This is a genomic window from Undibacterium sp. Ji83W (genome assembly GCF_049340385.1).
Classification (GTDB): domain Bacteria; phylum Pseudomonadota; class Gammaproteobacteria; order Burkholderiales; family Burkholderiaceae_D; genus Undibacterium.
The window spans coordinates 200,373-220,982 of record NZ_JBMPOZ010000004.1; the positions used below are offsets into that span (position 1 = coordinate 200,373).

Annotated in this window: 17 protein-coding genes; 4 read left to right on the forward strand and 13 right to left on the reverse strand. The window is 52.5% G+C overall.

The window, feature by feature from the left end; translation table 11 throughout:
• Positions 1-142 precede the first annotated feature (142 nt).
• The 7 genes from ACO0LD_RS09965 to ACO0LD_RS09995 form a co-directional block, all read right to left on the reverse strand.
• Positions 143-3,382 (reverse strand): efflux RND transporter permease subunit, encoded by a 3,240-nt coding sequence (locus ACO0LD_RS09965; protein WP_423006225.1) that lies wholly within the window; start codon positions 3,380-3,382, stop codon positions 143-145.
• Positions 3,383-3,384: 2 nt separating this feature from the next.
• Entirely contained in the window at positions 3,385-4,599 is a 1,215-nt protein-coding gene (locus ACO0LD_RS09970; protein WP_423006227.1) for an efflux RND transporter periplasmic adaptor subunit, read from the reverse strand.
• 253 nt (positions 4,600-4,852) lie between these two features.
• Positions 4,853-5,662, reverse strand: a complete 810-nt coding sequence (locus tag ACO0LD_RS09975) for a LytR/AlgR family response regulator transcription factor (RefSeq protein WP_423006229.1) — start codon at positions 5,660-5,662, stop codon at positions 4,853-4,855.
• Positions 5,659-6,816, reverse strand: a complete 1,158-nt coding sequence (locus ACO0LD_RS09980; RefSeq protein ID WP_423006231.1) for a sensor histidine kinase — start codon at positions 6,814-6,816, stop codon at positions 5,659-5,661. The genes ACO0LD_RS09975 and ACO0LD_RS09980 overlap by 4 nt, the downstream gene beginning before the upstream one ends.
• A gap of 146 nt (positions 6,817-6,962) precedes the next feature.
• Positions 6,963-7,916 (reverse strand): M23 family metallopeptidase, encoded by a 954-nt coding sequence (locus ACO0LD_RS09985; protein ID WP_423006233.1) that lies wholly within the window; start codon positions 7,914-7,916, stop codon positions 6,963-6,965.
• Between the two features lie 20 nt (positions 7,917-7,936).
• Complete coding sequence (locus tag ACO0LD_RS09990) at positions 7,937-8,167, reverse strand: hypothetical protein (protein ID WP_423006235.1); 231 nt, start codon at positions 8,165-8,167, stop codon at positions 7,937-7,939.
• A gap of 7 nt (positions 8,168-8,174) precedes the next feature.
• Complete coding sequence (locus ACO0LD_RS09995; RefSeq protein ID WP_423006237.1) at positions 8,175-8,663, reverse strand: low molecular weight protein-tyrosine-phosphatase; 489 nt, start codon at positions 8,661-8,663, stop codon at positions 8,175-8,177.
• 154 nt (positions 8,664-8,817) lie between these two features.
• Between ACO0LD_RS09995 and ACO0LD_RS10000 the strand changes: the two genes are divergently transcribed.
• Positions 8,818-9,366 carry a GNAT family N-acetyltransferase gene (locus ACO0LD_RS10000; protein ID WP_423006239.1) on the forward strand — a complete coding sequence of 183 codons (549 nt, stop codon included), beginning with the start codon at positions 8,818-8,820 and terminating at the stop codon, positions 9,364-9,366.
• A gap of 15 nt (positions 9,367-9,381) precedes the next feature.
• Here the strand turns inward: ACO0LD_RS10000 and ACO0LD_RS10005 are convergent, their stop codons facing one another.
• On the reverse strand, positions 9,382-9,648 hold the full coding sequence (locus ACO0LD_RS10005; protein WP_423006241.1) for a hypothetical protein: 267 nt from the start codon (positions 9,646-9,648) through the stop codon (positions 9,382-9,384).
• Between the two features lie 55 nt (positions 9,649-9,703).
• Between ACO0LD_RS10005 and ACO0LD_RS10010 the strand changes: the two genes are divergently transcribed.
• The gene (locus tag ACO0LD_RS10010; RefSeq protein ID WP_423006242.1) at positions 9,704-11,209 is read left to right on the forward strand and encodes a tetratricopeptide repeat protein; all 1,506 of its coding nucleotides are present in this window, start codon (positions 9,704-9,706) and stop codon (positions 11,207-11,209) included.
• Here ACO0LD_RS10010 and ACO0LD_RS10015 read toward each other — a convergent pair.
• The 3 genes from ACO0LD_RS10015 to ACO0LD_RS10025 all read right to left on the reverse strand — a co-directional run bounded on the left by ACO0LD_RS10015 (position 11,206) and on the right by ACO0LD_RS10025 (position 14,368).
• A complete protein-coding gene (locus ACO0LD_RS10015; protein ID WP_423006244.1) occupies positions 11,206-11,598 on the reverse strand; it encodes an MAPEG family protein in 393 nt (130 codons plus the stop codon). The two genes, ACO0LD_RS10010 and ACO0LD_RS10015, sit on opposite strands and share 4 nt — an antisense overlap.
• Before the next feature lie 98 nt (positions 11,599-11,696).
• Positions 11,697-13,892: a molybdopterin cofactor-binding domain-containing protein gene (locus ACO0LD_RS10020; protein WP_423006246.1), complete on the reverse strand. Its 2,196-nt coding sequence runs from the start codon at positions 13,890-13,892 to the stop codon at positions 11,697-11,699.
• A complete protein-coding gene (locus ACO0LD_RS10025) occupies positions 13,889-14,368 on the reverse strand; it encodes a (2Fe-2S)-binding protein (protein WP_423006496.1) in 480 nt (159 codons plus the stop codon). The genes ACO0LD_RS10020 and ACO0LD_RS10025 overlap by 4 nt, the downstream gene beginning before the upstream one ends.
• A 159-nt stretch (positions 14,369-14,527) precedes the next feature.
• Here ACO0LD_RS10025 and ACO0LD_RS10030 point away from each other — a divergent pair, with 159 nt between their 5' ends.
• Both ACO0LD_RS10030 and ACO0LD_RS10035 read left to right on the forward strand, forming a co-directional pair.
• Entirely contained in the window at positions 14,528-15,706 is a 1,179-nt protein-coding gene (locus ACO0LD_RS10030; RefSeq protein WP_423006248.1) for a sensor histidine kinase, read from the forward strand.
• Complete coding sequence (locus ACO0LD_RS10035; RefSeq protein WP_423006250.1) at positions 15,703-16,497, forward strand: LytR/AlgR family response regulator transcription factor; 795 nt, start codon at positions 15,703-15,705, stop codon at positions 16,495-16,497. Before ACO0LD_RS10030 ends, ACO0LD_RS10035 begins: the two co-directional genes overlap by 4 nt.
• Before the next feature lie 22 nt (positions 16,498-16,519).
• Here ACO0LD_RS10035 and ACO0LD_RS10040 read toward each other — a convergent pair whose 3' ends face one another.
• Both ACO0LD_RS10040 and ACO0LD_RS10045 read right to left on the reverse strand, forming a co-directional pair.
• Positions 16,520-18,607 (reverse strand): M13 family metallopeptidase, encoded by a 2,088-nt coding sequence (locus tag ACO0LD_RS10040; protein WP_423006252.1) that lies wholly within the window; start codon positions 18,605-18,607, stop codon positions 16,520-16,522.
• 293 nt (positions 18,608-18,900) lie between these two features.
• Complete coding sequence (locus tag ACO0LD_RS10045; RefSeq protein WP_423006254.1) at positions 18,901-20,514, reverse strand: M28 family peptidase; 1,614 nt, start codon at positions 20,512-20,514, stop codon at positions 18,901-18,903.
• Positions 20,515-20,610 lie beyond the last annotated feature (96 nt).

The following is a 20,610-nucleotide window of genomic DNA, read 5'->3' on the forward strand; positions in this document are numbered from 1 at the left end:
CAGAACAAAAAAAAGCCTGCGCACACCTCGTTGCGCAGGCTATCAAATTGCTGACCAGAGAACAATGGGTCTTATCAGCAAGAGGGAAACGTCTCTACTGCAATTCTTTACTATCCTGTTTCAAATTTCTCCAGGATGTTCTTCAGGCATTTTCAGTCTTGATATTCAGTGCTGCATTCGATTTACGGTTTCGACCAGTGACGAGGCCAAAAAGTTTCATCAGCATGCGATAAATAAAACGCACGAACAGCAAGGTAAATGCTGCTTCCAGCATGGTCATGCAAAAACCGACCAAAGGATTGCGTACTTCCATGCGTCTGCGCATTTTTGCCATCATGCGGTCACGTGATATTTCTATACTGTCATAGAAAGTAGGCACGACCAGTAAGGTCAAAATCGTCGAAGTGATGGTGCCGCCGATAATCGCAATCGCCAGCGGGCGGTAAAATTCACCACCTTCACCCAGACCAAGCGCCACCGGCAACATACCTGCGATCAGCGCAAAGGTGGTCATCAGGATAGGGCGCAAACGCACACGGCCAGCATGCATCAATGCCTCTTCGCGGTCATAACCTTCGGCCTCTTGTTTGCGGGCAGCATCGAGCAAGAGAATCGCATTCTTTGCAACCAGGCCCATGAGCATGATGATGCCGATAAAACTCATCAAATTCAGGGTACTACCTGTGACCAGCAAGGACAGTACGACACCTATCAGTGACAGCGGCAATGACAGCATCACGCCCAGCGGGGCCGTGAAGGAGCCGAACTGTATCACAAGTATCAGATACATCAAACCTATGCCAGACAACAGGGCAATCAGCATGGCACCGAATACTTCTTGCTGATCCTGGCCGGAACCACCAAGCGAGAGACCATAGCCAGGTGGATAATCAAAAGACTTGGCCAGCTTCATGGCGTCATCAATCACTTCGCCGTTGGAACGGCCCTGGGCATTGGCAGACACGGTAATCGTGCGTTTGCCATTGGCATGCTCGATACCGGACGGGCCCTTACCCATGGTCACAGTGGCGATCTGGTCGAGTGGCACCATCTGGTTAGTGCCAGATACAGCGATAGGCAAACGCTCGATGTTTTCTTTACTGACGCGGTCATCCGGATGCAAACGAACTGCGACATCACGGGTTTCACCAGTCGGGTCTACCCAGTCACCCACTTCGATACCGGCAAAAGCAACGCGCAGGGCCTGAGCGGCGTCATTGGATGAGATGCCCATGGAATTGGCGAGGCCACGATTGAGTTCTATCTTCAATTCTTTTTTCGGATCTTGTTCAGACAAACCGACGTCGACCGCACCTGGTACCTGGCGCAATTTATCCATGTAAGCACTGGTAATTTCCAGCAACTTGCGTGAATCTGGGCCGGTAAATTCTATCTGTACCGGTTTTTGCGCGCCGTTGTTGAGGTCATCCAGCACCACATATTCAGCACCAACCAGGACACGTACTTTTTCGCGCAGTTCAGCCGCAATTTCCTTGGCACCGCGTTTGCGTTCTGTACGCTTGCCAATATCGACATAGATGCGGCCACCGGCTGGCGTGATATTGCTATTGGTTTCTTTGGTCTCTGATATGGTGCGTGCGATTTCTGCGGCCCTTTCCATTTTCAGGCGTGCATATTCCAGTGAAGATGAGGCAGGAGTACGCACGGTAATCATCAGGTTGCCAGAGTCAGAAGCAGGCAAGAAACTGGTGCCACCCCATTTGACCTGCACACCCAATGCAACGACCAGACTGACCAGGGCAATCGCGCCCATGGAGCGGCGGTGATGCAGGGCCCAGGCAATCACATTGCTATAACGGTCAGACTGATGGTCAAACCAGTCATTGAAACGTGCCAATACCTTGCTGATGCCTTTCTTGGGCGCGGTGTGATGATCCGGTGGATCACCCCAGTATGCCGACAGCATAGGATCAAGCGTGAACGAGATACCCAGGCTGACCAGCACAGAACAAGCCACGGTCAGTGCAAACGGACGGAACCATTCACCCGGCATGCCAGGCATGAAGGCCACGGGAATAAACACCGCGATGATGGAGAAAGTCGTTGCTGCCACGGCCAGACCAATTTCCGCCGTACCTTCCAGTGCGGCAGTACGACGGTCAGAGCCATTTTGCATATGGCGCACGATATTTTCCCGCACCACGATCGCATCATCAATCAACACACCAATCGCCAGCGACAGGCCCAGCAAGGTCATGAAGTTAAGCGTAAATCCACATAGCCAGACGGCGATGAAAGCAGCAATCACCGAGGTCGGCAGGCTCAAGGCGGTGATCAGGGTAGAGCGCCAGGAGTTCAAGAATGCATACACCACGAAGATGGTCAGGCCAGCACCGAGCACCAGGGATTCGATAACATTGTTCAGGCTGCGTTGTGCATCCTTGCCACCGTCGCGGGTGATCTCCAGCTTGGTACCTGGTTGTGTCTTTTCAAAGTCTTTGTTGATTTCATCAACTTTTGCACTAATGGCCTTGGCCACGCTGACGGTACTGGCATCGCGGGCACGGGTCACGAAGATACCGACGTTCGGTTTGCCACTGCGTATGCTGAGACCATCTTTGTCAGCAAAGCTGTCTTCTATGGTCGCCACTTGTGACAAACGGACAATCTGGTCACCAGTGCGTTTCACGACGATGCCCTGGAACTCTTCTGGCGATTCTATACGGCCCACCAGACGTATGCTTTCTTCATCCAGCGTACCGCGTATCTTGCCTACCGGGGCATTGGTGTTCTGGTTGCGCAAGGCACTCACGACTTCACCGACCGAGACATTGAATTCACGCAGCTTCTCTGCCCGCAATAGCACAGACAATTCGCGCTTCAATGAACCAGTCACCTCTACCGTGGCGACGCCGCTAATGCTGCGCAATTTGTCGGCCAGGGTATCTTCAGCCAGGCGTGAAATCTCGGCATGGGTCTGCTTGCTGGATGACAAGGCCATGTTGACGATAGGCTGTGAACCCGGGTCCCAGCGACGTATCATGGGTTCACGCATTTCTGTCGGCATTTTATAGCGCAGGCCAGAGATGACGTTGCGGACTTCGTCCGAAGCTTCGATCATGTTTTTCTTGAAGCTGAAACGCATGTCGAAACGACCGCTGTTTTCTGCTGCTGTCGCCCAGACTTCTTCTACACCGGACACTGCTTGCAGGGATTTTTCCAAGCGGTTGATGACTTCGCGCTCTACCGTATCTGGCGAAGCACCAGGGTAAGTAATCACTACCGACAAACCGGGTACTTCGACGTCAGGGTTTTGGTTGACCCTTAGCTTGCTGAGTGCCAGCAAACCCAAAGCCATGAGTGCAACGATCAGAACGATGGTCGCAGTCGGCTTTTTGATACTGAAATCAGATAGGAACATGATTATTTCCCTTGCGCTGGAGTCGCGTCAGCCACTGCAACTTTTGCGGTGGCCAATTCTATGTTCTGGCCATCCTTGAAACTGGAGCTTGGGCTGCGCATGACGACATCACCTGCGACCAGACCGCCACGAATTTCATAATTGCCGGTACGCTGGTCGCGTTTGCCAATTTGCAGGTCAACCCGGTTCAAAGTCTTGCCTGCGACTTTCCAGGCATAGGACTTGTCACCGGATTTGATGACAGCAGCCTCCGGCAGCATCAGGGCACTGACTGTCGCTGCCTCTATATTGCCTTCGGCATACAGGCCGGACACGCTAGGTTGCTTGCTGTCAGCAAAGGCCACCAGTACTTCTACCTGGCGGGTAACATCATTGGCTGCCGGATCAACCCGGGTAACCTTGCCACGGAATTCTTGCCCGGCATAACCATTGATACGGAAACCTACCGGCTGGCCAACTTTGACCATGGCAATCTTGTCTGTCGACACGCGTCCGGCGAAGCGCATGCTGGTCGGGTCGATGACTTTGACCAGTTCCTTGCCTATGGCGGCTGTATCTCCAGCCGATACCTTGCGCTCGCTGACGACACCATCAAACGGTGCACGCACAACGGTACGCTGCAATTGCTGGCGTGCCGTCACGGCCCTGGCCCTGGCTGCTGACAATTCACTCTGCGCACTGTTACGACGCACTTCTGCATCATCGAGTGCCTGCAGGGAAGTCATGCCTGAGGCACGCAGGGTTTTCAAGCGTTGCAGGGCACGGTCAGACTGGTCCAGTGCCAGGGCAGCATTACGGGATGCATCTTCGGCAGAATTGAGGTTGTCGCGGATGGAGGTTTCATCCAGCTTGACGAGAATATCGCCACGTTTGACGACATCACCATTTTCTTTGAGCACTTGCAAGACCACCGCACTTACCTCGGCACGCAAGTCAGCCTTGCGTTCTGGCTGTATGGAGCCAGTCACTACCGGGCCAGATGCCATGGCATTGCTTTGCACCGTCATCACGTCTTCTGGTGCAATCACCAGTTTGACAGGGGCCTTGTCTTTTTTGTCATTTGCACCACCCTTATCAGCCGCTGCGCTGGCACTGGCGCTGGAACTTGCGCTTGCGGTTGAACTTGCGCTGGCACTGGCTTTTTCGGCAGCTTTGTCTTTGCTGCAAGCTGCCAGAGCTGAGGCAATGGCAAGAACAAGTAGAGTTTTACGTAACATGATGGTCCCTGTCGCTATTAGTGTGGGGAAATTGGATGAGAAAGTATTCCCTGTAGTCTTGTCCAGTTCAATCGCCTTGGTTTTGAAGTGCACTTTTTTATGGATGAAATGCTGATTTGGCGGATTGAAATGCAAACAGACTTGCTTGAATTACAGGGAATCAGACCCAAAGGGGGGCAATAAGTTCAGGAGAGTGCCAAAATTCCAGGCAGGGCTATGATGGATACGCGATGGAAACTTGATGGGCGTGATGTCATGCCTGACCCAGCATAAGCTGGCGCAAGGCATCGACATAATTCTTGCTGACAGCTACCTCGGTGCCGCTGCGCAGCCTCAATTGATAACTGCCATTTCCAAGTACCTGCAAATGGGCGGGTTGATCTGCCCGGACGATGGCACCCCGGTGGACACGGATAAACTGGCGGGGATCGAGATATTCTTCCAGCTTGCTTAACGGTACTCTGTGCAAGACCACACGCTTGTCCAGATGCAGTTCTACATAATTACCTGCCGCACCGATCCAGTAGACGTCAGAGAGCAGAATGCTTTCCATTTCACCGATGGACCTGACCGTGACTTGCTGCAGGTAAGCGGGGTTTTGTTCATGCAGACCGTGCAGACTGACAGCAAGCCAGGCTGACAGTGCATGGCCATAGGCAGGTTGCTGGGTCAGGCTCAGCATTTCCCTGGCCCGCTCCAGGGTTTTGGAAAACCTGTCCGGACTGAAGGGCTTGAGCAAATAGTCCAGTGCCTGCAAATCAAAAGCGTCAATCGCATGAACATTATAGGCAGTCACAAAGATGATCAAAGGCGGTTTGGGCTGAGCGGCCAGACTGCGCGCCAGCTCCAGGCCTGACTCTTTGGGCATCTGTATATCGAGAAACACCACATCGACTGCATTTTGCCCCAGGAACTCGCGGGCAGTTGCGGCGTTCTTCAACTCGGCCAACACCTGCCATTCAGGGTACTTGCTGAGGGCATAGCGCAGGGTGATACGCGCATGCTCTTCATCATCGACGATGATGCTGCGTATGGTAGCCGTATTCGCTGTAATGGCTGTCATTCTGGTCTTGTTACACGCATGCTGATCGTTACCTGGAAGCGGCCTGCAGTAGTCTCTGTCTGCAAAGACGCAGCATCCCCATACGCCAATTGCAGGCGCGCCAGTGCATTGCGCAATCCCAGGCCTACACCGGGATTGGCCGCAGCTTCGGCATGCACGGGGTTGCTGATGCGTATCAGCAAGTTGCCCTCGCTGCAGTCAAAACGACACAGGATATCGCTGGCTTCTTCATGACAATCCAGATCATGCCGCAGGGCATTTTCTATCAGTGGTTGCAATAACAAGGGCGGGCAATCGCATGCCAGTACCTGTTCATCCACCCCTGCCATGGCGATATGCAAGCGCTCACCATAGCGCAGACGCTGCAGCGCCAGATAGGCTTCAACAAAGCCCAGCTCTTCTGACAGTCTTACCCAGTTTTTATCTCCTGCGGCCAGTGCATAGCGCAGCAGTTCACTCAAGCCATGTATGCCATCCAAGGCGACATCCTTATTGTCTGAAATTACCAGGGCACTGATGGCATTAAGGGCATTGAACATGAAATGGGGTTCCAGCTGTGCCCGCAGGGCCAGGGATTTTTGCTGCTCCAGCTCCAGCCTCAAGGCCAGGGCATCTGCTCTTTCCAGTGCCCAGGCACGGCCCCGTTCCTGGCTTTGCTGCCAGATCTTGATGGCGACCACGGCAAAATACACGGCACTGATGGATGATAAACGCAGCAAAGCCGCCAGCTTATCGAAGACCTGCAACTCTGCCTCTATCTGTCCCCAGTTCATATCATGCGGGCCATCCAGGGTGAACAGCTTGCCTACATACAGTAATTGCCCGGGCAAAACGAACAGCAATAACAAGCCATATCCAACCGCGATATGTCTGGCACTGCTATATAACCAGGGCCAGCGTCTGAAGCAATAAGCCAGGATGTAGCCAAGTATCGCCAGCGCTATCGCGCTCCTGCCCCAGCTTTGAAAAATCAGCCAGAAGTCACCCTGGTTGCCTTCGCGCAAATCATCATTGAGAGAAGTCAGCGCACCGATCAGGCTCAGCGTACTCCAGATGAATACATTCAGCAGCAATACCTTGACTGCCGCTTGCCAGGACTGTGGCGCAGGCTGCGGCAATGGGCTTGAAGAAGTATGAAAGCGGCTGGTATCCATACTTTGCAGTATAGCAGCGCAATCACACTGAAATTTCGTGCAACGAGATTTCCGTCACCGCAAAAAACATTTTCATCACATAAGCAGGCACTGGCATTACTGCGATATGCATTAAAGAAAATGGAAAGCGGCTTATGTCAATAACGTCAAGAACTGGACAGGCAACGTATCGCCGCATTATCCAAAGTCTTGCCACCAGGCAGGCATTCGCGCAGGGACTTTCTGGCCTTGGTTTTACTGGCATTGACGGTTGGCGTATCAGGTATCAGCCAGCTTTGGTAACGCGGTGTGAATACACCATCGTGGGAATTATGAAAACGGAATGGCAGGGAAATGATCGTGCCGTTCTGGTTCACCTGCACATGGAAATGCAGATGCGGCGTCGCTGAGTAACCACTGTTACCAGACAAAGCCAGGACATGCCCGGCTTCCACGCGCATACCTGATTGCACCTGGCTGGAGTTTTGCATGAGATGGAAATAATCGGCCCAGGTGCCGTCATCATGCAGGATGCGGACATAATTGGCCTTGTCAAAAAATTCGGTTTCAATCCGGCCATTGTCGGCAAACTGGCTGACCACTTCCACCACATAACCGGCACGGGCCGCCACCACTGTCGTACCCAAGGGCATATCGATATCGACGGCATAACGGGTGGCTACGGACTGATGAGTAAACTGCGGGCCATCGGCGGCTTGCACAATCTGGAAACCCTGGCCAGCAGCAAAGGGAATTTGATAACTGACATTTGCATCATGCCGGGCATTGGGGTCGCCTTGCACGAACTGGCTACTGTAATCGATGGTATAGCCAAATTGTGCATTGGCGGCAGATATCTGTACCAATTCCATACTTTGGCCACCCGTCAGTTGTGCCTGTATGGGCCATCTTTTACTCGAGGTCAGGTTACTGTAACTACTGAGCTGCAAGGTGACCGTGACTGGCATGCGGCTGTTATTGGTCGCCAGCAAGGCATTTGAATTGGCACCTTTGACAGTCTCGATTTTCACCAGCTCATTGCGGGCATGTACTGACAAGGTAAAGCCGAGGAAAATCCCCAGGCTGAGCATGCTGTGAAAAAAGATTCTATTTGATGGCATGGATAAAGTTACAGCGGGTTTCAACGCCTGGCGCGCCAGATCGTGCGCCCGCCCACATTGCGACTCTCCAGTTCACTGGCATTGCGCATGTTTTCAAGTACCTGCAATACTGCAGATACAGGCAGAGCCTCACCTGGCCAGTCTATCCAGAATCTGGCAATTCCCTCGACAGTATCAGCACTCTCAGGACGCATTTGCAGATACTGGCGTATGGATTTCATGATGAATTCGAGATCTTGTGTCTGCATCATGTTTCCTCTATTTAAAATTTGACTCTTGCTGTATCACGCGCACCAGGCCTGCGCTGGCATCTTCAATATAATCGAGCACCAGGTCAAAGCCATCCGGGCCGCCATAGTAGGGATCAGGCACAATCTCGCTGTCACTATGGCCTGCATATTCCATCATGAGTTTCAACTTGTGCTGATACTCTGGCGGGCAAGCTGCTTTCATCCTCGCCAGGTTTTCTTTGTCCATGGCCAGTAATAAATCGAATTTTTCAAAGTCACTGGCGATCAGCTTGCGTGCTCTTTGCTGTGACAAATCTATGCCACGGCGGGCAGCAAATTCCTGTGAGCGCGGATCAGGTGCTTCACCTATGTGATAAGCATGGGTACCCGCAGAATCTATATGCAAATCCAGCCCGGCAGCGTCCGCATGGCTGCGGAATACCCCTTCTGCACTGGGCGAGCGGCAAATATTGCCCATGCAGACAAACAGTATTGCCCTGGTAGCGGAGTTTTTCATCAGGAAATTGAAATTCTTAATAGAAAGATAAAATATTTTATCGCTCCTGACATGCTAACACGTGGTTTTCGTGCCGGTAAAGCCAGATTCTGGTGTGGATAGGGCACATGTTATTATTTCAGTCCACGCCAGAACCTCATTCACATAGACACGTATGACAGACATCACCTCAAACAATACAAGCACCATCAGTTTTCGCCCAGCAGTTGACGCGGACGCCGAGATTATCGCCGCGCTGGTAAATAGCGCTTACCGTGGCGACAGCAGCCGCCAGGGCTGGACTACAGAAGCCGACCTGTTGCAAGGTTCACGCATATTTCCGCCTGAAGTGCGCGAACTGATCGCCAATCCCGATTCCGTCATCCTGCTATGCCTGCAGGGTGAAGACATCATAGGTTGTGTGAATCTGGAAAAAACTGAAGGTGCTGCCTATCTGGGCATGTTTGTCGTGCGTCCAGTCCTGCAAGGAAATGGCATAGGTAAACATTTCATGCAGACTGCAGAAAAGCATGCGCAAGACTTGTGGGGAATAAACAAAATCTGGATGACCGTCATCAGCGTCAGGAAAGAACTGATTGCTTACTATGAACGCCGTGGCTATATACGCACAGGCCGCTTCAAACCCTTCCCTTCGGACAATGGCAAGGAACAGATGCTGGTTGAAAACCTGCAGTTTGAAGAGATGGAAAAAATCCTGGGCTAAGTTGGCTAAATCAGATTACTTGGGCTCGTGAGGATAGTAAATGCTGACGGCGATGGCAATGCAAAAAGCAATGCCTACGCCGTACAGCAAGCGTATGTCGCTACCGATGAAGTAGGGATAGAACATCAGTCCCACCGAAAGCCATTTGACACGCTTGTTGGTTTTTTTCCTGCCATAGTAAAACGCTGCCATACCCAGCAAACCAAAAGCAAAAGCAGCAATCAGGTAAGCGGGTGAGGGTAACAGGCTCCACAGCAGTGCCCAAAGTTCCTGTTCATCCATATAGCATGAGTCCTTAGTTGAATAATCAAGATAGTACAGGAAATTGAACAGTACCATGAGCGCGCAGATCAGCAATATATTGCAACAGGCAATCTCACATCACCAGCAAGGCAAGCTAGCCGCAGCAGAAGCACTGTACCTGCAAGTCTTGCAAACCCAGCCCGAGCATTTTGATGCCCTGCAATTACTGGGGGTGATTGCCAAACAACGCGGCGATGCAGCGCTGGCAGTGACACGCCTGCGCCAGGCAATCGCTATCGATGCGCAACAGGCCATTGCACACGGCAATCTGGGCACAGCCCTGCAAGACCTGGGTTTATCGCAAGAAGCCTTGGCCAGTTATGACATGGCCTTGCAATTGAAACCAGATTACGCCATGGCCTGGAACAATCGTGGCAATACCTTGCGCAGTATGGGGAAACTGCCTGCTGCCCTGCATAACTATGACAAAGCCCTGCGTCTCAATCCACGCTATACAGAAGCTCTGTTAAACCGCGGTATCGCCCAGCAAGAAATGGATGAGCATCAGCAAGCCTTGCAGGACTTTGATGAAGCCCTGACATTAACACCGCAAGATGCCGCCATCCATTTTGCCCGCGCCTTCAGCCTGCAATGCTTGCGTCTGTATGAAGATGCCATCGCCGGGTATGAAGTTGTCTTGCACTTGCAAGCTGGGCATACACAAGCCCTGTGCAACCGTGGTATCTGCCTGCAAAAAATGCAGCAATTTTCAGCCGCTGTGGAAAGCTTTGAACGAGCAATAAAAATCAAGCCTGATTATGTCAAAGCGCATCTGCAATACGGCAATACGTTGCGCCAGATGGGGCGAGACGATGCTGCAATTGCGGCATACCAGACGGCAAGCAATCACTGCAACGACGATGCAGAGCTGGCGCAAATCAATTATGCGCTGGCGGCAATGGGCGTAATCGATACGCCAGCAATGTCACCCGCTGTCTATATTGCTGATTTGTTTGATCAGTACGCCACCCATTTTGACGAGCACTTGCTGGAAGTCTTGCATTATCAAATACCCGCTTTGCTCAGCAAGGCAGTCAGCAAGCATGTCAAAGCTGAGCCCGGCAATTACCTGGACCTGGGTTGCGGTACAGGCTTGTGCGCAGCTTATCTGCGGCCAAAAGCCAGCAAGCTGACAGGCATAGACTTGTCAGAAAAAATGCTGGGCCAGGCCAGGAAAACTGGCTTGTATGATGAATTGCACTGTGCAGAAATTAGCGACTGGCTGCAATTGCAAGACCAGGATTTTGATCTCATCATTGCGGCCGATGTATTTGTGTACATAGGCGACCTGAATCAGGTATTTGCTGCTGCCAGCCGTGTCATGCAGGCTGAGGCCGTGTTTGGATTTTCAGTGGAAACAACGCATGAAAGCGCAGATTACATTTTGCGCTCATCCCAGCGCTATGCCCATAGCTATGCCTATCTGCAGCGGCTGGCACAATTACATGGCTTTCAGATAGTCGAAGCCAGCCAGGAAATTGCACGTCAGGACAAGGGCGAGGATGTGCACGCCCACATCCTTGTGATGATAAAAACCTAGGCCATCAGCAAGATGGCGATGCTGGTAGCCACACCACCAGCCCAAACCAGTGTGCGCAGAGTCCCCTGGTTCATCAGATAAGTAATGATATAGACGATACGAATGACAATGAACAAGACTGCCAGTTGATCTATACGCACTTGGTTAGCCTGTGCTTGCTGGGCAAGAAGCACGGCAGCAATAAACAGCGGCAAGGCTTCAAAGCCATTCTGCTGCGCCGCATTGGCACGCTGCCGCCAGCCACTCAGGTTCTTGGCCCATTCCCTGGGATTATTATTGTCATACCTGCCTGCTTCACGTGGCATTTTCGCTGAGCCTCCCTTGGCCAGTCCCACGGTAAGGATTGGTAACAGGCATGCAGCCAATACGCACCAGTTCGCTATCGTCATTTTTATCTCCTGGAATAATGTGAATTCAAATTCAGAATTGCACGATACCAGCAGTCACAACAAGTAGCAGCAAAAATCTGTTTTGCTTAACTTGAGCCTTACACTTCCAGTTTCCAGCCCGCCTGCGTCAAAGGCAGGCGTGTGACTGGTTTGCCACTCGCTGCCAGCAGGGCATTGGCAATAGCCGGGCCTATCGACGGTGGCCCTTCTTCACCCACGCCTTCTGACTTGTCGCCGGAACTGATCACCAGCACATCCAGCACAGGCGTCTGCGCCAGCGTAACCAGGGGATAGCTGTCAAAATTGCCCTGCTCCACCTGGCCATCCTTGAAACTGATTTCGCCAAACAGGGCAGCAGACAGTCCAAACAAGGTGCCCCCCATCGTCTGCGCCTCAACTGCCTTGGGATTGGCGACAACTCCGGGGCTGATACCAGCAGTGATTTTTACTATGCGAAATTGCCCCGGTTTACTGACAGCAATTTCCACGATATGGCCGCTGAATAATCTGTCGCCACTGCCGTTCATGGCAAAGCCGCGATAATGCCCCTTGGGCAAGGGTTTGCTCCAGCCTGCGCGTTCTGCCAGCGCATTCACAAAGCTAATGGCTTTGGGATTATGTTGCAACAAGCGGCGGCGATATTCCAGGCTATCCATGCCAGCCTTGTGTGCGGCCTGTTCCAGCGTATGTTCAAGAAAAAAGCAATTTTGCGAATTGCCTACCGAGCGCCAGTAAGAACAGGGAACGCCAAAGTCAACGCGTGTCCAGCGCGTATCGAATAAAGGGAATTTATAACTGTTACCAAACCAGCCCATGATATAGGTCCAGTCAAGACCATCCCTGGCAGGGCTATTCGTGACCCGCGTATATTCGAGTAGTGAGGGGCCCGCAGTATCGAGCCGTAAAACCATGGGCAGATAATCCTTATCCAGCGCCAGTTGCACACGGGCAGCGGTGATGGGGCGGTAATAACCAGCCCGCATATCGTTCTCACGCGACCAGATGGTTTTTACGGTGGCACCGGCGGCCCTGGCGATCAAGGCGGCCTCGATCGCAAAATCGTGTTCCAGCCTGCGACCAAAACCGCCGCCTACGTGCTGGGTATGCACCTGTACTTGCTCGGGTTGAAAACCCAGTGCCTTGGCGACGCCATTTTGCGTATCCGTCTGGCTTTGGGTGGAGAGCCAGACTTGTGCACCTGTAGCAGTCACTTCAACGGTGGCATTCAGGGGTTCCATCGCTGCATGCGCCAGGAAGGGGACATCAAAGCTGGTGTCGATAATGCTGCTTGCCTCGTTCATTGCTGTCTCTGCAGCACCTTCTTTTTGTTTTTTCGGACGAGGGAAGAGCTTGCCCTCGCCAGCAGCAACTGCCTTCAGCAAACTGCTGCGCATATCTGCGGTATTGATGCTGGCATGCGCACCATCCTGCCATACCGGCTTGAGCAATTGCACAGCCTTGTGAGCGATCCAGTAACGCTCTGCCACTACCGCCACGGCATTCGGCAGATGTACTACCTTGCGTACCCCCTTCACAGCCAGTGCGGGGCTGTCATCCACGCTTTGCAAGCTGCTGCCAAAGCGCGGCGCATGCAGGACTGCCGCCATCAGCATCTCTGGCCTTTGCACATCGATACCAAACACGGCACTGCCATCTACCCGCGCCGGGATATCAGGACGTTGCACGGACTGGCCCAGCACCTTCCAGTCCTTGGGTGATTTGATGACAGGTTTTTCCGGCGGTGCCAGCAATGCAGCTGCCTTGATCAATGCGGTATAGGGCAAGCTGCGACCTGTCGCAGCATGGTTCACTTGCGCCTGAATCGCCACACAGTCTTTGACATCAACTTGCCATTGCAAGGCTGCAGCCTGGAACAACATTTGCCTTGCTGCTGCGCAGGCTGGTGCTATCGTCGCCATTGCAGTGTTAAAACCAGCGCTGCCAAAAGTCGTGATACCGGGTGGCCATTCCCTGTGGAATTGCTTGACGACGGGTGCATGTTCTATGCGTACATTGGCGATGGGCATTTCCAGTTCTTCGGCAACGATCTGGGCAATCGCCGCATGTGTGCCCTGCCCAAGGTTGGTGACCGTGGTATAAGCAGTCACCACGCCTGTGCCATCCATGCTGAGCCAGAAATCAAAAGGCGAATCAAAGTGGGAACCTGCCTTGCTTGATTCATCCGCTGCCAGGCTGTCAAGCATGGGTAGTGTGCTACTACCCAGTACCCAGGCACCTGCCACCAGGGACGATTTCAGGAAATTCCTGCGCGCGGGTGAAGCAACTGTCGTCATGTCTTCGCACCTTTCTTAACTGCCTGTGGCTTGAATCTGGCGGCAGCAGTATGTATGGCCGCCCTGACACGCGGATAAGTACCGCAACGGCAAAGATTGGTCACTGCCGCATCGATTTGCTTGTCGCTTGGATGCGGTGTGGTCTTCAGCAAGGCAGCAGCGGCCATCAGCATGCCTGACTGGCAATAACCACATTGCGGCACCTGATGCTCTATCCAGGCTTGCTGCAAGACATGGCTGCGATCGGACGACAGACCCTCGATGGTCGTGATACTGCGCCCGTTCAGGCTTTCCACAGGCATCACACAGCTGCGCAAGGCCTCTCCATCCAGATGTACGGTACAGGCACCGCATTGCCCCGCACCGCAGCCAAACTTGGTGCCGGTCAAGCCCAAGTCTTCGCGCAATATCCATAGCAATGGGGTATCACCATCTGCCTGGCATGTGCGTACTTGTCCATTCACTTTCAGCTTCACATCCATCTTGCCCCCTGTCTACGCCAGCATGTCTATTGCGATGGATTATCTGGCAATAGCAAATCATCATGGCAGAGCTTGTGACGAAACCCCGAAACCCTGTCTCTGCTGCCTCCCTGTACATGCAAATACGGTTATGCAGACTGCTATACTGCTGTCATGGAAAATGCCCGCCCAGATACTCCCGCCCTGAACCAGGTTCCACAGCTCACAGCAATCAGCGTCCTCAAACTCTTGCTGAGCAATATTTTGGTGTGGACCAGCCTGTGCGCCATTGGTGCGCTCGGCAATTATGGTGACCTGGTCAAGTACGGGACTACCCAGCGCAGTTTTAGCGAAATACTGTGGTTCTGGGTCAGCAGCCATTTTCTGATGATGATTTTCAGTACCTGCCTCTACCTGATTTTCATGCGGTACGAGCGATTTCTCAGCAAGGCTAAGGGCATAGCGCTTTCCTACGCGATCATGCTACTGGGCTTTTTGCCATTCGAATTGATGTATATCTCCATGCTTGACCTGCTCAAGGACAAGCCCGGTTTTGGCTTCCAAGACATCGTGAGTACGGCTTTCAATCTGCGTGGTTTTACCATTTTTCTGGAATTTGCCTGGTCCACCGGCACCTTCATTGCCGTGCTGGCAATCTGCACCTGGCGACAGGCACGCGTGCGTGAGCAAATCCTGCAGCAATCCATGAATGATGTATTGCATCTGCGGCTGGATCTGGAGCAGCAAAGGCTGGATGCCTTGCGCGGGCAACTGGAGCCACACTTCATCTTCAATTGCCTCAATGCCATCAGCGCCCTCGTCAGGAGTGATGACAAACGCATTGCCCTGACTGGCCTGAACCGCCTCAGTGATTTGCTGCGCTATGCGCTGACGGCCAGCAGCAGGGACTGGGTGAGACTGGAAGACGAGATGACTTTCATACGCGATTACCTTGAATTGCAAAGACTGCGCTATGGTGCACGCCTGCAGATCAGCATAGCGGGTGATACAGGCAATGTACTGGCAGGTGACTGCCCGCCCTTGCTGCTACAACCCTTGCTGGAAAACGCCTTGCGCCATGATCTGGATTGCCACGAAGGCAGCAGCGATATCCGCATGCAATTCCATCTGCGAGGTGAAGAACTCAGTATCAAGGTAAGCAATACCGTCACCGATGGTGTCGCCGCCAACCCTGGTCTGGGGCTGGGCCTGCCGCAGACACGCGCCAGACTGGAGCTGATTTATGCAGGACGCGCCAGCATGCATAGTGGCCACATACAAGATGACGGACAACCACGCTATGAAGTCGAAATACGCATGCCCCTGCATATGCCGGAAGACACAGCAACATGAATACGATACGTGCACTGATCGTCGATGATGAAGAGCCGGGGCGTGCCAACTTGCGCTATGCATTGCAGGATCATCCAGGCTGGAGCATCGTCGCTGAATGCACGAATGTAGCAACAGCGCGCGAAGCACTGGATGCCTATGCAGTTGATGTCATTTTCCTCGACATACAAATGCCACGCGAAACAGGATTGGCTCTGGCGCGTGAACTGAGTACACAGGCCACGCCACCACTGGTGATTTTTGTCACTGCCTTCAACGCCCATGCGATAGAAGCCTTTGACCTGCATGCCCTTGATTACTTGCTGAAACCTTTTGATGACCAGCGCCTGGCCTTATCGCTGGAACGCGCTGCTGCCATGCTCAAACAGCGCCAGCAAGCCAGTTATGCGCAAGCCATGAGCCAGTATGTCAGAGCTGAAGATGAGGCAAAAAAAGAGCAGCCAGCTTACTGGCAGCAAGTCAGCGTGCGTTCGATAGGCCGCATAGAATGCATACAACTGGCGGATGTCTTATGGATAGAGGCGGCAGGGAATTACATGCAATTGCACTTGGCACAGAGGCAAGTATTGCACAGGGTTGCTCTGAGCCGATTGGAAAAACATCTCGATCCGGCAAGCTACATGCGCGTGCACCGTAGTGCCATCGTGCGCTGTGACCAGCTCAACCAGCTTGAGGTATTGGGTGACGGTGTCTATCAACTGATACTCGCCAACCAGGACAAAGTCCCGGTCAGCGAGCGTCATGTTGCAGAAGTCAGGCGGCGCATGCATGATGGCTTGCGACCGGCCTGACATCACCCGTCTTTACTAGGACTTACCAGACCTTGACCCTGTCCTTCGGTGCCAAATAAAGTTTCTGGCCAGGCTGCACGGCAAAGGCATCGTACCAGGCATCCAGATTACGCACGGTCAGGACACGGTATTGTCCTGGTGCGTGTTCATTGGTGATGATGGCTGTGCGCAAGGTTTCATCACGCATCTTGCCGCGCCAGCTGCGGGCATAGGCGAGGAAGAATTCCTGTTCATCTTCCTTGGTAATGGTCTGGCCTTTTTGTTTCATCGAGGTACGATAGGCATCATAGGCTGCCATCAGGCCAGCCAAGTCAGCAATGTTTTCACCCAGGGTCTGGGCACCATTGACGGACAAATCAGGGAAAGCCTTGTACTGGTTGAACTGGGCGATCAGGGCTTTGGAAGAAGTCTTGAAATGCGCCAGATCAGCCTTGCTCCACCAGTTGCGCAATTCGCCTTTTGCATCAAACATGGCACCGGAATTATCAAAGCTGTGGCTGATTTCATGGCCTATGGTGGCACCGAGAGCGCCGTAATTGGTGGCGTCACTGGCAGCCAGGTCAAAGTTGGGGGATTGCAAATACGCCGCCGGGAAATTGATGGCATTTTGCAGCGGCATGTTGACGGCATTCACCAGTTGCGCATTCATGCACCATTCAGTGACATCGACAGGCTGACCAAATTTGGCCAGGGCCCGACTATATTCAAATTCCTGTGAACGTTCACGATTACCATAGGCATCATTTGCATCGACCAGCAGGCCAGAATAATCGCGCCACTTGTCCGGGTAACCGACACCTACATAAGTCGATTTTATTTTGGCCAGCGCTTCTTGTTTCGTGGCTGGCGTCATCCATTTCAAGGCCTGTACACGTTCGCCAAAGGCAGCCAGGATATTGCTGACCATGCCATTGATGCGGGTTTTGGAATCAGGCGAGAAATTCTCGGCCACATACAATTTGCCGACTTCTTCACCGACCGCATTGTTGGTTGCTGCCACTGCATATTTCCAGCGCGGCTGTGCAGCTTTGGCACCGCTCAAGGCGCTATAAAATTTGAATTTCTGATCAAAGAAAGCCTGCGGCAATACTGTGGAACGCGTGTTGATGGCATGGAAGCGCAAATAGTCTTGCCAGCTTGCCAGCGGAGTTTTCGCTACCAGTGCCGATGATGCCGTCAATGCACTGGGATGCCAGATGATGAATTTTTTTTGCCCATCCAGGCCTGCTGCCTTGAAGTACGCTGCCCAATCCAGGCCTGCGGCTTTTTTATTGAAGTCAGCCAGGGTCCAGGTATTGTCAGCCTTCAAGACATCAGAGGTGGCTTCACGGTTGGCATGGCCTTTGGCGATCAGCATTTCCAGATCAAAGACACGCCTGGCGGCTTGCTCGGCATCCGGCACATTTGCCAGTTTGAATGTCGCTGCTATGTGGGCCAGATAGTTTTTCCTGATCTCTGCCATCCTGGGGCTGGCTGACAAATAATATTCACGGTCAGGCAAACCCAGGCCACCTTGCAGCAGGTAGGGCATGTATTTCGTATGGTCATGGAAGCCTTGCGACACCCACAGGCCAAACAGGTTTTCAGTAAAGACATTGGTGGCATTGATAGGATCAACGTCGGCACGCAAATGCTTGCCCAGGTAAGTCGCCAGGGCGGCCTTGTCTTTGAGGTCAGCTATGCTTTGCATCTCAGCTTGCAGGGGTGCCAGACCACGCTGGTTAATGACATCGGTATTCAGGTAGGAAGTATAAAAATCACCTATCTTGCGCACGGCACTACCTGCCTCTGCCTTGGTCGCCTGTTCTATGATCTTCAGGACCTTGGCATCAGATTCTTCTACCAATACATCAAAAATACCGACGGCGACTTTGTCGTCGGGAATAACGGCAGTTTTTTCCCAGCCGCCGTTGGCATAGCGGTTAAAGTCGTCACCGGGTGCGACTGCGGTGTCCATGCCGCTTTCTTTTTTTGCAGGTGCTGCGTTTTTTGCCGCTGTTACAATGGGAGCATCAGCGGCGTGTGCCATGCTGTGCAACAAAGGCATGGCCAGCATGACTTGCAGGCAGACGCTGGCGATGGGCTTTAATTTAAATGTTGTCTGGTTCATTATTTTCTTTCTTATTGAGATGAAACTTTAGGCCATTATTTACTGACATTTGAAATAATTTTCTGGAGAATATCCCCTCCCCTTCAAGGGGAGGGTTAGGGTGGGGATGGGGTTCGGTTGATTTGAAATAGATTCAATTTGCTACAGAAACCCATCCCCATCCCAACCTTCCCCTTGAAGGGGAAGGAGTGAAAGCCAGCATGTCAATAACATTGCCGAATCAAATCACGATTAAACACCAATCTTGGAATGCATTTTCCAAGACAAGTTCCATCATCTTCTTCTATTTTTATTTATTTCCTTACTTTCGCAAAAGCATCATTTTCCTTCCAGACCGGCATCTTTACCGCATCAGCAACTTCCCGTCCCAGGTTCAGAGTGAACTGAGCCTGCTCAGTCATGCCAGATAAATCCCAACTGGCATCATATTCGTCAGTGACCTGATGATAACGCTTGCCATAGCCACGTGCCTTTTCTTGTGAGGCTTGCGGGTCATTGATATAGTCGCGGCCACTACCTATGGAAAATGCCGGTACACCGGCCTTGGCAAAGCTGAAATGGTCGCTGCGGAAATAACCGCCTGCCACATCCACACGCGGCGGTGCAACTGTCATGTTCATGCCTAGTGCGACTTTGCTGGCAGCAACGATGAGGTCACTGCGGTCGGCACCAAAGGCGCTGATATCTTTGGTACGCCCCACAAAATTGAGGGTATCGAGATTCAGGGCTGCTGCCGTCTTGTTCAAGGCCCAGAGCGGGTGCGCAGCATACCAGGCGCTACCCAGCAGGCCCTGTTCTTCCGCTGCCACCCACAAGAACATCTGGCTGCGTTTTGCCGGTTGCTGCACGGCTGCTTTTGCCATCGCCAGCAAGGCTGCCGTGCCTGAACCATTATCGACGGCACCGTTATAAATCTGGTCACCTGCACCTTCTTGCTTGCCCAGGTGATCCCAGTGGGCACTGTAGATCACCAGTTCGTTTTTCAATTGCGGGTCAGTGCCAGGCACGATACCTGCGATATTGAATTGCTCAAGCTGGCGTATTTGCGATTTTGCTTCACCCTTGAGCCTGGCCTTGATGGCGACGGGTTTGAAATCCTTGCGCTCAGCTGCCTGACGCAAGGCATTCAAATCCAAGCCTGATGCGGCAAACAGGGTATTTGCTGCGCCATCGGTGATCCAGCCCTGTATCGCCAGACCTTTGGCATCTTTATTCGCCAGCTGGAATTGCTCGCCCATGCCACCGTTTTTCAAGACATCCCAGCCTATATTTGCTGACGCGTCGGTATGTATCAGCAAAACCCCGGCAGCGCCACGGCGCAGGGCTTCTTCAGTCTTGTAGGTGCGGCGGCCATAATAAGTCAGGGCTTTACCGCCAAAGCGGTCTGGCTGTTCTGCTGTGGGTTGCGGATCATTGACCATGACGACCAGTATCTTGCCTTTGCAATCAACACCCTTGAAATCATCCCATTGTTCTTCCGGTGCGTTGATGCCGTAACCGACGAACAGCAATTCATGATCAAACTGATGCGAGCTCACGGCATCACCCGCACTCCAGATCCAGTCTTCACCAAAAGTCAGGTTAAGCGACCTGGCAAGTTTTATATTGACCGAGCTTTCCAATGGCAAAGACTTGATACCATTGATGCTGACCGCCTGCCTGTAGCTCTTGCCGTTGGCTGGTAACAGACCAGCAACAGCAGCCTGGGTTTCGAGATAAGCTACCGTCAGGTCACCGCCACGCTGGCCTGTGCCACGGCCTTCAAACAGGTCAGAAGAAATAAGAGCAAGATGGGCGCGCAAGGCGGTTTCATTTACTTTGGTATCTTGTGCCTGGCTGTACGGGGAAACGGTGAGCGCAAGGCTCAGCAAGGCAGCAGGCAAATAGTGTGCAGAATGTTTTTTCATATGGTTATTATTCAGAACAGGATAGTGAGTACAGCAGATGGTTTTGAGCAGGAAAATCAGAATACGTTCAACATCTGCAAGTAAAATTGTATATTT